The 14,606-nt window shown below is 64.3% G+C and carries 15 protein-coding genes; 8 read left to right on the top strand and 7 right to left on the bottom strand.

What is annotated here, in order from left to right; all coding sequences use genetic code 11:
• Genes RA19_RS05000 through RA19_RS04975 form a run of 6 tightly spaced genes read left to right on the top strand, consistent with a single transcriptional unit; the run spans position 1 to position 6,006 of the window.
• On the top strand, positions 1-684 hold the full coding sequence (locus RA19_RS05000; RefSeq protein ID WP_039160096.1) for an ABC transporter permease: 684 nt from the start codon (positions 1-3) through the stop codon (positions 682-684).
• A gap of 5 nt (positions 685-689) precedes the next feature.
• Positions 690-1,658 carry an agmatinase gene (gene speB, locus RA19_RS04995; RefSeq protein ID WP_082020449.1) on the top strand — a complete coding sequence of 323 codons (969 nt, stop codon included), beginning with the start codon at positions 690-692 and terminating at the stop codon, positions 1,656-1,658.
• The gene (locus RA19_RS04990) at positions 1,655-3,151 is read left to right on the top strand and encodes a M81 family metallopeptidase (RefSeq protein ID WP_039160093.1); all 1,497 of its coding nucleotides are present in this window, start codon (positions 1,655-1,657) and stop codon (positions 3,149-3,151) included. Before speB ends, RA19_RS04990 begins: the two co-directional genes overlap by 4 nt.
• Positions 3,144-4,283 carry an NAD(P)/FAD-dependent oxidoreductase gene (locus RA19_RS04985; RefSeq protein ID WP_039160091.1) on the top strand — a complete coding sequence of 380 codons (1,140 nt, stop codon included), beginning with the start codon at positions 3,144-3,146 and terminating at the stop codon, positions 4,281-4,283. The genes RA19_RS04990 and RA19_RS04985 overlap by 8 nt, the downstream gene beginning before the upstream one ends.
• A gap of 3 nt (positions 4,284-4,286) precedes the next feature.
• A complete protein-coding gene (locus RA19_RS04980; protein WP_039160090.1) occupies positions 4,287-5,222 on the top strand; it encodes an ornithine cyclodeaminase family protein in 936 nt (311 codons plus the stop codon).
• Positions 5,215-6,006 (top strand): amino acid ABC transporter ATP-binding protein, encoded by a 792-nt coding sequence (locus RA19_RS04975; protein WP_039132239.1) that lies wholly within the window; start codon positions 5,215-5,217, stop codon positions 6,004-6,006. The genes RA19_RS04980 and RA19_RS04975 overlap by 8 nt, the downstream gene beginning before the upstream one ends.
• 60 nt (positions 6,007-6,066) lie before the next feature.
• Here RA19_RS04975 and RA19_RS04970 read toward each other — a convergent pair whose 3' ends face one another.
• From RA19_RS04970 to ald, 5 genes are all read right to left on the bottom strand, one after another.
• Complete coding sequence (locus RA19_RS04970) at positions 6,067-7,125, bottom strand: ferredoxin--NADP reductase (RefSeq protein ID WP_039160088.1); 1,059 nt, start codon at positions 7,123-7,125, stop codon at positions 6,067-6,069.
• Positions 7,122-8,288, bottom strand: a complete 1,167-nt coding sequence (locus RA19_RS04965) for an aromatic ring-hydroxylating oxygenase subunit alpha (RefSeq protein WP_039160086.1) — start codon at positions 8,286-8,288, stop codon at positions 7,122-7,124. The genes RA19_RS04970 and RA19_RS04965 overlap by 4 nt, the downstream gene beginning before the upstream one ends.
• Before the next feature lie 10 nt (positions 8,289-8,298).
• Positions 8,299-8,562 carry a hypothetical protein gene (locus RA19_RS04960; RefSeq protein WP_052261645.1) on the bottom strand — a complete coding sequence of 88 codons (264 nt, stop codon included), beginning with the start codon at positions 8,560-8,562 and terminating at the stop codon, positions 8,299-8,301.
• A complete protein-coding gene (locus tag RA19_RS25660) occupies positions 8,559-9,164 on the bottom strand; it encodes a TetR/AcrR family transcriptional regulator (protein WP_052261644.1) in 606 nt (201 codons plus the stop codon). Before RA19_RS25660 ends, RA19_RS04960 begins: the two co-directional genes overlap by 4 nt.
• A 228-nt stretch (positions 9,165-9,392) precedes the next feature.
• The gene (gene ald / locus RA19_RS04950; protein ID WP_039160084.1) at positions 9,393-10,511 is read right to left on the bottom strand and encodes an alanine dehydrogenase; all 1,119 of its coding nucleotides are present in this window, start codon (positions 10,509-10,511) and stop codon (positions 9,393-9,395) included.
• A 140-nt stretch (positions 10,512-10,651) separates the two neighbouring features.
• Here ald and RA19_RS04945 point away from each other — a divergent pair, with 140 nt between their 5' ends.
• On the top strand, positions 10,652-11,110 hold the full coding sequence (locus RA19_RS04945) for an Lrp/AsnC family transcriptional regulator (RefSeq protein ID WP_039124941.1): 459 nt from the start codon (positions 10,652-10,654) through the stop codon (positions 11,108-11,110).
• 69 nt (positions 11,111-11,179) lie between these two features.
• Here RA19_RS04945 and RA19_RS04940 read toward each other — a convergent pair whose 3' ends face one another.
• Entirely contained in the window at positions 11,180-12,115 is a 936-nt protein-coding gene (locus RA19_RS04940; protein WP_039160082.1) for a CPBP family intramembrane glutamic endopeptidase, read from the bottom strand.
• 196 nt (positions 12,116-12,311) lie between these two features.
• On the opposite strand from RA19_RS04940, the gene ppk2 reads away from it, so the two are divergent.
• On the top strand, positions 12,312-13,229 hold the full coding sequence (gene ppk2 / locus RA19_RS04935) for a polyphosphate kinase 2 (protein ID WP_039160080.1): 918 nt from the start codon (positions 12,312-12,314) through the stop codon (positions 13,227-13,229).
• A gap of 75 nt (positions 13,230-13,304) precedes the next feature.
• On the opposite strand, the gene RA19_RS04930 is transcribed toward ppk2, so the two are convergent.
• A complete protein-coding gene (locus RA19_RS04930; protein ID WP_039160078.1) occupies positions 13,305-14,438 on the bottom strand; it encodes a CAP domain-containing protein in 1,134 nt (377 codons plus the stop codon).
• Positions 14,439-14,606 lie beyond the last annotated feature (168 nt).

Raw genomic sequence — 14,606 nt, 5'->3', positions numbered from 1 at the left:
ATGCTGGACCATCTGACCGAAAACGCCGATCTCTGGGTGCAAGGCCTGCAAAACACCGTCAGCCTGACGATCCTAGGCTTTGTCCTTGGCTTCTTCGTCGCGGTCTCCCTGGCGGCAGCCCGGCTCAGCAAGCACCGCTTCCTGTCGCGGCTCGCCTATGGCTACATCTACCTGGTGCGCGGCACGCCTCTGCTGGTGCAGATCTTCATCATCTACTACGGGCTGGGACAGTTCCATAAGGAATTCAAAGCCTTGGGGCTGTGGTGGTTCTTCCGTGACGCCTATTACTGCGGCCTTCTGGCCTTCACCCTGAATTCCGCCGCCTACCAGGCCGAGATCCTGCGCGGCGGCATCCTGGCGATCCCCAAGGGCACCATCGAGGCCGGCCTGGCCATGGGCCTGCACCGCTTCCAGCGCTTCCGCCTGCTGATCCTGCCGATCACCGTGGCCCGCATGCTGCCCGCCTTCGGCAATGAGCTGGTGCTGCTCCTGAAAGCCTCGGCACTGGTGAGCGTGATCACCGTACGCGATGTGATGGGCCAGGCGCGCTATCTGTTCGGCGAGACCTTCGACCTCAGCGTCTTCTACATCGCGGCTGCCAATTATCTGCTGGTGGTGCTGGTGATCGAGGCGCTGTGGCGCTGGATGGAAGGCCGCAATGTCTGGCTGCAAACCAAAGGATAACAACAATGAAAACACAGGCAGATGACATTCTGTTCGGCCGCGAAGGCGTGTTCCAGACCGCCACCGGCCCCGACGGCACCCATGTGGAGATGCCCTATTCCGGCATCCGCACCTTCATGCGCCGCCGCCCGACGGTAGATATGACAGGCGTTGATATCGGCGTCTATGGCATCCCCTTTGATCTCACCACCTCCGCCCGCCCAGGCGCCCGGCTGGGGCCGAGCGCGCTGCGCGAAGCCTCAACGCAGCTGGCCTGGGGCGAGGTCTGGCCCTGGGGCTTTGATCCTTTCGATATCCTGTCAGTGGTGGACTGCGGCGACGTGCCCTTCCGCCGCGGCCAGGCGGAGCAGATGCGCGACAGCGCCATTGCCATGGCCCGCCATATCTCCAATGCAGGCGCCAGCACGCTGATGCTGGGCGGCGACCACTGCACCACCTACACCGCGCTGAAAGCGCATGCCGAGAAGCACGGGCCCCTGGCGCTGGTGCAGTTCGACGCCCACCGCGACACCCAGCAAAGCGACTGGTTCGACCACGGCACTTTCGTGCACCACGCGATCCAGGACGGGCTGATCGACCCGCACCACTCGGTGCAGATCGGCATCCGCACCTTCTATGACCACGACGACCCGATGACCGTGCTCTACCGCGACTGGCTGCATGAGCACGGCTGGCGCGGCGCGCTGCAAACGGTGCGCGAGGTGGTTGGCAGCCGCCCGGCCTATCTGTCGATCGACATCGACAGCCTGGACCCGGCTTATGCCCCCGGCACCGGAACCCCGGTGGTGGACGGGCTCACCCCGAATGACATCATCCAGTTCCTGCGCGGCAGCGTGGACATGAATTTCGTGGGCATGGACATTGTCGAGGTCTCACCGCCCTATGACCCCACCGGCACCACCGCCCTGCTTGGCGCCTCGCTGGCACTGGAATACATCTGCGCCCGCGCCGCGCAGCGGAAGGAGGCGGCATGACCCACCGCGTTGCCATCATCGAGTTCATCAACGAAAGCAACACCTTCACCGTGATGCGCACAGGGATGGACGATTTCCGCGCCTCCCATTGGTTCAAGGGCGATGAAATCCCGGAGAACTTCCGCGGCACCGGCTCCGAGGTCGGCGGCGCCATCGAAGTTGCCGAAGCGCGCGGCTGGGACCCTGTCTATATCACCGCCGCCCATGCCGAGCCGAACGGCCCGGTGACCGAGGCCGCGCGGGCAGAGATCACCGGCGAATGCACCCGCCGCCTGCAGGAGCAAGTGCCGTTCGATGGTGTGTTTGTGGCGCTGCACGGCGCAATGGTGACCGAGACGGACGAGGATGGCGATTGCCAGTTCCTGCGCGCGGTCCGGGCGGTTGTAGGGGATGATATCCCGCTGGCCGTGACCCTGGACCTGCACGCCAACATCTCCGACGAGCTGGCGGATCAGGCGCAAATCGCCGTTTCTTTCCGCACCTATCCGCATGTGGACATGCACGAGGTGGGGGTGGAGGCCTGCGAGTTGCTGCACCAAACGCTGGAAGGGGAAATCACCCCCAAACTGCTGATCCGCCGCCCGCCGATGCTGGTCGGATGCGACGACGGCCGTACCACCGAAGATGGCCCCATGTGCCGCCTGCTGGAAGACGCGGAACGCGAAAAACAGGCGCCCGGCATTCTGAACGTGGCCATCAACGCAGGCTTCACCGATGCCGATGTCTGGGCCGCGGGACCCTCGGTTCTGGTCACCTATGACACCACCCAGGCCGCAGCAGAAACCGCCGCCGCTGCCGCCAAGCGGATCTGCAGCCGCATCTGGGACTTCCGCGACCAGTGGGACCTGCCGGTGCCGCTGGAAGACTGCATAACCCGGCTGAAACGCACCTCATCCGGCACGGGCCCGGTTGTGGTGGCGGATTTCTCCGACAATCCGGGTTCCGGCGGCTACAGCGACTGCACCGCACTGATCGCAGCGATGCTGGAGGCCGGCATTGAAAACGCGGCAGCCGGGGCGCTTTATGACCCCGCAGCCGCCAAGGAGCTCGCCGCCCGCGGCATCGGCGCCGAAGCCACGCTCTCCATCGGCGGCAAAACCGACGCATCCGTGGGCGGCGGGCCCCTGCAGGTGACCGGCACGGTGATGGCCGTCAGCGACGGCAGCTTCACCTTCGAGGGGCCGATGTTCACCGGCCTGCCCGGCTCCACCGGCCTCAGTGTCTGCCTGCGGGTAAGGGGCATCGACATCATGATCGTCTCGGACCGGATGCAGATGCTGGACAAGAATGTGTTCCGGGTCGTGGGCATCGAACCCACTGAGAAAGCAGTGCTGGCAGTGAAATCCATGCAGCACTTCAAGGGCGCCTTCGGCCCCATCGCGTCTGAGATCATCGTCACCGACGCGGGCGGCCTCTGCACCCCCAACGTCAAGCAGCGCAGCTACACCCGCCTGCGCCGCCCCGTCTTCCCGCTGGATGAGAACAATGCCTGAAATCCATGACATCGCCATTATCGGCGGCGGCATCACCGGCGCTTCGGTTGCCTATTTCCTGCAAGGACAGCGCTCCGTTGTGCTGCTCGAGCAGGAGGCCTCGCTCGGCTACCACTCCACAGGCCGCTCGGCAGCAGAATTCACCCGCCGGTTCCACTCCCCGGCAGCCGGACAGCTGACCCAGGCCAGCACCACGTTCATGATGCAGCCGCAGGCAGGCTTCACAGACGTGGACCTGTTGCGCCCGCGCGGCAACCTGCTGATTGCCGAGGCGGAAAAGGCGGATCACCTGCGCAAAGTCTACGAACAGGAGCGCGCCAATACGCCAGCAGGCGCCCCGCCAGTCGAACTGCTAACCGTCGAACAAGCGCTGGCGAAGATGCCGTTTCTGGACCCGGACTGGGTCAAGGCCGCCTTCTACGACCCGGACTGCTGGGACATCGAGGTCGAGAACCTGCTGCAAAGCTACATCCGTGGCGCCAAGGCCAAAGGCGCAAAGGTGCGCCAGTCCGCCGCCGTCACCGCTGCCCGCCGGGACGGGGACCACTGGGTTCTGGAAACCGCCAGCGGTGAAATCCGCGCCCGCACCGTGGTCAACGCCGCGGGCGGCTGGGCCGATCCCGTGGCAGCGCTGTTCGGCGCCAAGCCTCTGGGCCTCACCCCGCACCGCCGCACCGCGATCAGCGTCAAGGTGCCGGGCTACGACGTCTCCGCCATGCCCGAGGTCAACGAAATCGACGAGGTCTTCTATTTCAAGCCCGACGCGGGCCAGCTGATGGTCAGCCCGGCGGATGAAACCCCGGTTGCGCCGCATGACGCCTGGCCCGAGGAACTCGATATCGCCTATGCGGCTCACTACCTCAGCGAATGCACCACGCTGGAAGTCTCCCATGTGGCGCACAGCTGGGCAGGGCTGCGGACCTTTGCCAGCGACCGGCTGCCGGTGATTGGTTTCTCCGGCCAGGTGCCCGGCCTGTTCTGGCTGGCGGGCGTCGGCGGTTACGGCATCCAGACCTCGCCCGCGGTGGGGCAGATCGCTGCCGCGCTGCTGACCGGTGCGGATATGCCCGCAGATGTGGCGGAGGCCGGGGTTGACCCGGCGCTGTTCTCTCCCTCCCGTTTTGAAAGCTGAGCCATGAAGATACTTGATGCTGAGGCCACCGCTGCAGCGCTGCCCTTTGAGGCGCTGATCGGGCAGATGCAGGCGCTGTTTGCCAGCGGTCTGGCGGCGCCGGACCGCCATCACCATACGATGGAGATGCAAGGGGAACCGGACGCCACGCTGCTGCTGATGCCTGCCTGGACCGGTACCGTGGGCTGCGTGAAGGTGGTGACCGCCACTCCCGGCAATGCAGCCCGCAGCCTGCCCGCCATCGCCGGATCGGTGCTGGTCTTCGACCGCGCCACCGGCGCGCATCTGGCCTTGCTGGACGGGGCGGTGCTGACCGCCCGGCGCACGGCAGCCGCCTCGGCGCTCGGCGCTAAACACCTGGCGCGGGAGAATGCCCGCAGACTGCTGATCCTCGGTTCCGGCAAGGTGGCGGCGCAGTTGCCGGAGGCGTTCCGCAATGTGCGTCCGGTCGACGAGGTGCGGATCTGGAATGTCTCTTCCGCCTCGGCGGAACGGTTGGCGGGGGAATTACGCGCCAAAGGCTGGGATGCTGAGGCCGTCAGCGATCTGGCCGCAGCAGTGCCGCAGGCCGATATCATCAGCGCCGCCACCCTGGCTACCGAGCCGCTGCTGATGGGCGACTGGCTGCAGCCGGGCCAGCATGTGGACCTGATCGGCGCCTTTACCCCGGCCATGCGCGAGGCCGACGACCGCGCCCTGCAGCGGGCCCGGCTGTTCGTGGACACCAGGTTTGCCGCCATTGAGGCGGGCGAGCTGAAGACGCCCCTGGAAACCGGCGCCATCGCCCAAGCGGATATTCTCGGCGACCTTCATGCCCTGACCCAGGGCCGGGCCGGGCGCGGCACCGCCGAAGAAATCACCCTGTTCAAATCCGTCGGCAATGCGGTGATGGATCTTGCCGCCGCCATCACCGCGACCCAGGAGACCCGCAATGTCTGAACTTATGTCCGACCGTCAAATCGACCGCTCCAAGATGCAGGTGAGCGACGAGGTCGCCATCGAAATCAATGGCATGAACAAGTGGTACGGCTCGTTCCACGTGCTGCGCGACATCAATCTGACCGTCAATCAGGGCGAGCGGATCGTGATCGCGGGCCCCTCGGGCTCCGGCAAATCGACGCTGATCCGCTGCCTCAATGCGCTGGAAGAGCACCAGCAGGGCAAGATTGTCGTCGATGGCACCGAACTGTCGAACGACTTGAAAAACATCGACAAAATCCGCTCCGAAGTGGGGATGGTGTTCCAGCACTTCAACCTGTTCCCGCATCTGACCATCCTGGAGAACTGCACCCTGGCGCCGATCTGGGTCCGCAAGACGCCCAAGAAAGAGGCCGAGGAGCGGGCGATGCATTTCCTGGAGAAGGTGAAGATCCCGGAGCAGGCCAACAAATACCCCGGCATGCTGTCGGGCGGCCAGCAGCAGCGGGTGGCGATTGCGCGGAGCTTGTGCATGATGCCGCGGATCATGCTGTTCGACGAGCCGACCTCGGCCCTCGACCCGGAGATGATCAAGGAGGTGCTCGACACCATGATCGAACTGGCGGAAGAGGGCATGACGATGCTCTGCGTGACCCACGAGATGGGCTTTGCGCGCCAGGTGGCGAACCGGGTGATCTTCATGGACGCGGGCCAGATCGTGGAGCAGAACGAACCGGAAGAGTTCTTCAACAACCCCAAGAGCGACCGGACGAAACTGTTCCTCAGCCAGATCCTGGGCCACTAAGGCCAAAGGCTGTACGACTTGGAAAGGCCGGGCATCGCGCCCGGCCTTTTTTGTTCAGGGTCAATCCTTGTAAACAACCGCCAGTTCGCTGGTTTCGGCCAGGCTTTGGCAGGTCAGGATGTCTCCCTGTTCCACTTCGGAACTGCTTAGGGCCATTTGCGCGCGCATTTCCACCCGGCCTGAGGTCAGCCTGGCACGGCAGGCGCCGCAGACTCCGGACTGGCAGCTGTGCGGCGGGGTGAGGCCGCTGGCCAGGGCGGCTTCGAGCAAGGTCTGCCCGGCGGCAACAGGAATCTCCCGGCGGCTGCCGTTCACGGTCACGGATGCGGTAGCGGCGACGCCGGCAGGTCCGGTGCTGCCGGAGGGGCTGCTGAGGCCGAAGCTTTCCATGCGGATGCGGCCGGCTGGCACGTCCAGCTCCATCAGAGCCTTACGTATCCCGGCGTTCATCGTTCCCGGGCCGCAGATCCAGTACTGCACATCCTGCGCCACCGGCGGGGTGCCCGCAAAGGCTGCGCTGATGGCATCGCGGGTGATGCGGCCGCTGCGCCAGGGGGTGAACCCGCTCCACAGACGGGGAGAGGACAGCACATGGCGCAGGGTAAAGCGGTCCGGAAAGGCTGCGGCGAGTGCCTCCAGTTCTTCCCGGAAGATGATGCCGCGGGCCGAGCGGTTGCCATAGATCAGATGGGCGGCCGAGTGCGGTTCGTGATCCAGGACGGCGCGGATCATGGCAAACAGGGGGGTGATGCCGCTGCCGGCGGCAAAGAAGTAGTGGGTCCGGCGGGCCAAGGCGGCAGGGGCGAGCACGAACCGGCCTGCGGGCGGCATTGCCTCAACCGTGCTGCCGGGTGCGAGGCTGTCTGAAATGCGGTTTGAAACCACGCCGCCTTTGACCCGCTTGACGGTGATGCGCAGCGGTGCGCCGGGCGGGCTGGAGATGGAGTAGCAGCGGCGGTACTCCCGGCCTCCGGTTTCAAAGCGAACCGGCAGGTGCTGCCCGGCCTGCCAGCGGAAGGTCTCCGCAAGCGCCGGCGGCAGGTCAAATGTCACGCTGGTTGCGCTGCCGCCGGCTTCCTGCTGGATACCGGCTACTGTCAGGCTGTGGAAACCGCTCATGGCGCCGGGGTCTCCTGCGCTGCAAGAAAGTCCAGCACCGCCTGCTGATGCCGGATAACCGGGCTTTCGCCTGCCGCGGCCGGGCCAACCTCGAAGTAGGGGCTTTGCAGCGACTTTTGCTGCTGCTCGCAGGCGTAGATATCCTCGGCGGTGAAATCGCCGGAGGCCATCGGGTCGTCTTCGCCAGAGGCGTCGCTGCCGCTGTATTTCGGACCGCCGAAATTCTTCCAGAAACCCTGGCTGCTCCAGGCCTGCTTGCTGAATTCCCACTCCGAGGCGCTGGCGAGCTTGGTGCGGTTTTCGACCCGGGTCAGTTTTGGGCCCAGCGGGGTGATGATGAAGAGGTTCCAGCTGTCCTCGCTGGCGCCGATGCCGATGCCGGGGAACAGCATCGGGACCCAGGTGCCGGTATGAGGCTGCGGGATCACCCGCGGGGTGGGGAGGTTCTTTTCCAGGTCCTTGGCATAAGCCGCGCTGGGGGGCTCCCAGAAGTGGTAGTGGGGGCCTTTCCAGCCGTATTCGGCCTTGGCGTGGTCGTACATATGCAGCGTGTTCGCGTGCAGGTGGCTGAGGTGGTAGACGTCGATGTAATTCTCCACGACGATCTTCCAATTGGCCTTGATTTCATAGGTTTGGCGGGCTTCGGGGTATTCTGCGAGCTGGTCTGACTTATGCGGCCCGAGGTGCGGGTCGACGGCACCGAACCATTCGGCCAGGCCGGGGGCCCGCGGGTCAGGGTGCACGAACAGCATGCCGCGCCAGATATCGACGCTGGCGGGTTTCAGGCCGAGGCAGCTTTTGTCGAGGCCGCCCGGGTATTCGCGGGCCTCATCGGGGACCGAAACCAGGTTGCCTTCCAGATCGTAGGTCCAGTCGTGATAGGGGCAGGTCAGCGCCTTTTGCGACTTGCCCACTGCGCGGATCAGCTGGGTGCCGCGGTGGCGGCAGATGTTGTGGAAGGCACGCAGGCGGCGGTCGCGGCCCATCACGATGAACAGGTTGTTGAGGCCGGCCTGCACCGCAATATAGTGGCCCGGTTCCGGCACGTCCTCGGCCAGGCCGGCATAGCGCCAGCTGCGCGAGAAGATCAGCGCCTGCTCGCGGTCGAACCAGTCCTGGCTGGTGTAGGCGGAGACGGGGAGGCGGTGGTACATGGCAGTCATTTGCACATCCTCAGACAAGCCAGGCGGCGTATTGCGGGAACAGGCTGGCAGCAATCATCATCACTCCGAACAGAGCCCAGAGAGCGGCCACCGCCCAGAACAGCAGGGGGTCTTCGCTGCGGCTGATTTCAAAGACAAAGAAGGATTGGCCGCTGATCACAGCAGGCACCAGCCACCACAGGAACAGCAGGCCCCAAATCCAGTAAATGCCCAGTACAGCGGCGCCGGTCAGGACGGGGAAGGCGATGTAGTTCAGAAGTCGCTGGCGGTTCATGAGCCGCCCGCCCGGGGGCTATGTTCCAGGGTGCCGGCGAGCAGCAGGGCCGCTTGCTTCAGCTCCTGCCGCCATCCCGCAGGCGGGTTGAGCGGCGACAGGGAGTCCAGAGTCACGAAGCTGGAGGAAATCCCCTGCGCCACAGCCCGGACCCGGGCAGGATCCGCCGCGGGCGCAATCCGGTGCAGGGCGGCGGAGAGCACATCCAGAAACTGCTGCAGACTATCCAGCAGGGCTGCGCGCATCTCTGGCTGGCCGGCCGCCGAGACGGACAGTGCCTGCCAGGCAAGCAGCAAGCGCGGGTCGTTTCCGGCGTCTTCGGCAAACAGCAGATCGGTCAGCTCTGCAGCACTGGTGATACCGGCAAGAGTCGCGTCCAGCCGACCTGTCAGGAGGTTGAAGGAGTCAACAACATGGGTGTTCAAAGCGGCAACCATCTGATCGCGGTTGCCGAGGTAATGGCGCAGCAAGGGCCGCTTTACGCCTGCCTCGGCAGCGATCCTTTCCTGCGTTGCGCCTTCAAGCCCGAACCGGGCTACACATGTCAGATAGGCGTCGAGGATCTCCTCGGATCGCTGGTCCTGCAAACTGGGGCGGGGCATGGCATCTCCGTTAATTTTCAATTTTGACAAATAACAATACAGAGTAATTTGTCAACTTTGAAAATTTACGGAAGTTTGCCTTGGCCTGTTCGCATAGGGTGCATCAGTTTTCCCGGTATTCCGGATGCGGCAGAGAGACCTTGGGCTGCGCGCAGGCCGAGCCCAAACGGAAAAAGCCCCGCCGGAATGGCGGGGCTTTGCAGAATTTGGTTGCCTTGGCTGGCTGGATTACTGCTTCAGGGCAAGCTTCGGCGACAGCACGTCCAGACCCAGGGCTTCGCCAACCGCGTAGTAGGTCAGTTTGCCGGCATGCACGTTGAGGCCGTTCAGCAGGTGCGGGTCGTCCTCGCAGGCCTGGCGCCAGCCTTTGTTGGCCAGGTTCAGCATGAAGGGCAGGGTGGCGTTGCCCAGAGCCTGGGTCGAGGTGCGTGCCACGGCGCCCGGCATGTTGGCCACACAGTAGTGCATGATGCCGTCGACTTCATAGATCGGATCGGCGTGGGTGGTGGCGCGGGAGGTTTCGAAGCAGCCGCCCTGGTCGATGGCAACGTCCACCAGCACGGCGCCTGGCTTCATTTCAGACAGCTGCGCGCGGGACACCAGTTTCGGCGCTGCGGCACCCGGGATCAGAACCGCACCGATCACCATGTCGGCGTCGCGCACCAGCTCGGCGGTGGCGCCGGCGGTGGAGTACTGGTTTTTGAACTCACGGCCAAAGACGTCGTCCAGGTACTTCAGACGGGTCAGCGAACGGTCCAGGATGGTGACATCTGCGCCCATGCCTGCAGCGACCTTGGCGGCGTGGGTGCCGACAACACCGCCGCCGATCACGACAACCTTAGCCGGAGCAACGCCCGGGACGCCGCCCATCAGCACGCCGCGGCCGCCGTTGGCCTTCTGCAGGGTGTAGGCGCCGACCTGCGGTGCCAGGCGGCCGGCAACTTCCGACATCGGCGCCAGCAGCGGCAGGCCGCCGCGGTCGTCGGTGACGGTCTCGTAAGCGATGGCGGTGCAGCCGCTTTCCAGCAGGTCGTGGGTCTGCTCCGGATCGGGTGCCAGGTGCAGGTAGGTGAACAGCAGCTGGTTTTCACGCAGCATCTTGCGCTCAACCGCCTGGGGCTCTTTCACCTTCACGATCATGTCGGCGGTGGCAAAGATCTCTTCAGCGGTGTCCAGGATGACAGCGCCAGCGGCGGCGTAGTCTTCGTCGGTGAAGCCAGCGCCCATGCCGGCGCCTTTCTGGATGACGACGTCGTGGCCGCAGTTGACGGCTTCGCGGGCCGCATCCGGGGTCATGCCGACGCGGAATTCCTGGGGTTTGATTTCGGTGGGGCAGCCGATTTTCATTTGAGTATCTCCTCCAAACTCTCTGCCTGCGAGTCTGGGGGAGGTGCGACAAAATGTGCTGCTTTTTTGAGCAGAATTAAAACATGGCTTTCGAAGATTCTTCGTTTATATAGGCAATATACAGCAAGGATCTTCGCAAAATGTCGCTGGACGAAACAGATCGTCGCATTCTCTCGGTGTTGCAAAAGCAGGGGCGGATCTCCAACGCCGATCTGTCGGAGCGCGTGAACCTGTCAGCATCGGCCTGCCACCGGCGGGTGCAGCGGCTGGAGGCGGAGGGGTATATCCGCGATTACGTGGCGCTGCTGGATGCCCGCAAAATGGCGGTGCCGACCACGGTCTTTGTCGAGATTACCCTGTCCGGCCAGGCGGATGAAGTGCTGGATGCATTTGAAAAGGCAGTGTCGCGGATCCCGGATGTGCTGGAGTGCCATCTGATGGCGGGGACCGCGGACTATATCCTTAAAGTGGTGGCCGAGAATACCGAGGATTTTGCCCGCATCCATCGCCAGTATCTGGCGCGGCTGCCCGGGGTGGCCCAGATGCAGTCGAGCTTTGCGCTGCGCACCGTATTCAAGACCACGGCGCTGCCGGTTTGATCCTATAATGGCGGGGGTGATTTTCGTGCACCGCCTGTACACCCCCTGTGCACCGGGAGGTGCCGGTGCTCAGGCCGGGCCGGGGTAGGTGAACAGCAACAGGTGGGCGAGGTTGAAGGCAAAATGCATCAGCACCGGTATGCGGAACCGCCCGCTGCCCCAGTAGCCCAGCCCGCACGCCAGGCCTAACAGCGTGGCGAACGCCGCCACTGCGGGTCCGGCGCCGATGTGGGCGAAGCCGAACAGGAGGCTGGCGGCAATGATCCCCGCGGCGGCGCCGAAACGGCGGGTGAGGCCCTGCTGAATGTAGCCGCGGAAGAAGGCTTCTTCGGCAAGGCAGGTGAGCAGCAGATTCGACAGAATCCACAGGAGGGTCCATGCGGGCAGGCCCGGCTCCAACTGCAGGGCGCCGGCGGCGAGGGCCAGCGGGAACACGGCAGTGAGCAGCAGCAAGCCAGCCAGAATCGCCAAGTTGCTTGATGGGAGCTGTTTCGCGGGAAGGGCCGCGCCCGAGCCTGGGTGGGTGCGAAGCGCCCTCCCGGGGGGAGGGGAGGGCGCGGCCCGGCGTGCCGCCGGGCGTAAGTAAAATTGCAATAGTGGCGGCCATGCTAGGAGCAGGGCGAAGAAAACCAGCGGCTTGTCGAGGTTCAGGTGCAGCGAATAGGGGGCGCTGTCCGGGCCAGAAGTAATTTGGTCGAGAATCAGCAGGTTGTGAACGCCGGGGACAATATGCATGCCAAGCGTCAGGCATCCCAGGATCAGAAGGCCGTGCCCGGCGACGGCAGCGCGCCCAGTGAGGCGGGGCAGCAAGGCGGCTGCACCCAGGCCGGTCCCGATCAAGGCCAGACCTGCTATCGAAAGGTGGCCCTTTGCCATCATAAAGGCAGCGGCTGCAGCCAGCAGCAGAAATGAGCTGCGGCGGGCGCCGCTCCAGCCGGCGGCGAGGGCGGCCATCAGAATCAGCCAGGGCCAGATTTGCGGAAAGGCGTTCACTATGAAGGTCATGGGGCGCAGATAATCAGGTCAATGCGGGCAGTTCCACCGGATTAGCAGCAGGGAGCGGCGGCTTTTGCGCTTGAACCTTGCCGGGAATTCCGCTTGCCTGAGGAATGCCCGCCCCTTTCCAAAGGCTGACATCAAACCTTTACAGGCTGCCTGTAAAGGGGGCGCTTGCACAACTGACCAAGGAAGGAACCCGCCCGTGACCCGCGAATTTGAGACCGCATCCCTCGACTGGCTGGAAGCGGAGCTGCAGGACACGCTGGACGAGGACATTGAGATTGAGTTCTCCGAGCCGATGCTGAGCCAGGAGATCCGCAAGATCTACCGCGCGCAGCATCCGGAGATGCTTGACCGGCAGGTCTATTTCCGCAACCTTTTGCGGCTGCAGGCCGAGCTGATCAAGGTGCAGGACTGGGTGCAGCATACCGGCGCCAAGGTCTGCATCCTGTTCGAGGGCCGCGACAGCGCCGGCAAGGGCGGGGTGATCAAGCGGATCACCCAGCGGCTGGACCCGCGGGTGGCGCGGGTGGTGGCGCTGCCGGCACCGAACCGCCGCGAGCAGAGCCAGTGGTATTTCCAGCGCTATGTGCCGCATCTGCCTGCAGGCGGCGAGATCGTGCTGTTCGACCGCTCCTGGTACAACCGGGCAGGCGTCGAGAGGGTGATGGGCTTTGCCTCGGACGATCAGGTAGAACAGTTTTTCCAGGACGTTCCGGAATTTGAGCGGATGCTGGTGCGCTCAGGCATCATCCTGCTGAAATACTGGTTCTCGATCACCGATGAGGAGCAGCAGCTGCGGTTTATGATGCGGATCCATGATCCGATGAAACAGTGGAAGCTGTCGCCGATGGACCTGGAGAGCCGGATCCGCTGGGAGCAGTACACCAAGGCCAAGGAGGAGATGCTGGCGCGCACCAACATCCCCGAGGCGCCCTGGTATATTGTCGAGGGCAACGACAAGAAGCGCGAGCGGCTGAACTGCATCGAGCATCTGCTGACCAAAATCCCCTACGAGGAAGTGCAGCACGAGAAAGTGGCGCTGCCGGACCGGGAGTACAACCCGGACTACGAGCGGCAGATTCTGCCCGACGAGCTGTATGTGCCGAAAGTGTATTGAAGCACAGCTTCAAAAGCAGGACAGGGCGCGCCGGCTGGCGCGCCCTGTCCGCTGGTGCCCGGTGGGGATTGGAACTCAGAACAGGAAGTCGCCTGAGTTCAGCTCCTGAGCCGTGATGCCGCTGAGCAGCAGGCTGTCGCCGGTGCTGTCAGTGATCAGAAGGCCCTGGGAGGTCTGGCTGGTGTGGTTGCTCATCAAATCGTTGTAGCTGCTGATGCCATCGGCCTTGCGCAGGTCGATGAGCTCGCCGCTGGTGCCGACGTTGAAATCGGTCACGGTGTCGTCTCCGTAAGTGAAGACAAACCGGTCGCCGCCGCTGTTGCCGGTCAGCACATCGTTGCCTTTGCCGCCGTGCAGCATGTCGGCACCGCTGCCGCCTTTCAGGGTATCGGAGCCGTTGCCGCCCCACAGCCTGTCGTTGCCGCCGCCGCCGGTCAGATCGTCGTGGCCGCCATTGCCCTGCAGCCGGTCCTGGCCATAGCCGCCATAGAGGCTGTCGTTGCCACTGCCGCCAAACAGGCGGTCGTTCTGATTGCCGCCGCGCAGTTCGTCATTGCCGCCTTCACCTTTGACCGTGTCGCGGCCGCTGCCGCCTTGCAGATCGTCGCCGCCGCTGCTGCCGGTCAGTTCGTCATGGCCGCCCAGCCCGTTCAAACTGCCGGCGCTGGAAAGGGTCAGCGTGTCATTGCCTTCGGTCGCCTGCGGGTTATTGCCGCCTGTATCGCCGCCGCCTGAGCCGCCGCCAGAGCCATCGTCCAGCTGAAGGGGTGCGCTGGTGCGGGCAAAGTTCTGGGTGACCATCACCGCGTCCCAGCCGTTGAAGTTGCCCTGCTCGATGCCGATGCCGATCACTTCGACGTTGGCGTTCAGGATGTTGGCGCGGTGGCCTGGGCTGTTCATCAGGGAATTGTGCAGGTCGATGACATCATCGGCGAGGCCGGGCGCACCGCGTTCGCTTTGCCAGGCGATGTTCTCGGCCCAGGTCCAGCTGCCCGAGAACTGAAAGCCCGCATCTTCCATCCGGTCGCCCGCGCTGGAGCCTCCGGCGCCGGTGTGGGAGAACACATCCTGCTGCAGCATCCATTCGCTGTGTTCTTCAGCTGAATCGTTGAGACGCAGCTCCAGCTGCACCGGGTTGAGCCCGCGCGAGGTGCGCTCGGCGTTGATCAGGTCGAGCATCTGGCGCTCGAGTTCACTTGCCTGTGACATTAAGACTGCTCCGTGAGTGGGCCGGCTGAGCGGCGGTGCCCTATCCCGTTAACGGAATTTTAAGGCGCTAAAAGGGCAGTCCTGTGCCCAAGCCGGTTTGCGGCAAAGCTCTGCCCGAAGCATGGCGGCTGATACGCGGAAAACTGCGCGTGCCGGGCCCATTCCCCG

It is taken from the genome of Leisingera sp. ANG-M1 (assembly GCF_000813745.1).
Lineage (GTDB): Bacteria > Pseudomonadota > Alphaproteobacteria > Rhodobacterales > Rhodobacteraceae > Leisingera.
The sequence above is the reverse complement of the archived record's forward strand: the minus strand, read 5'-3'. Positions and strand labels throughout refer to the sequence as shown.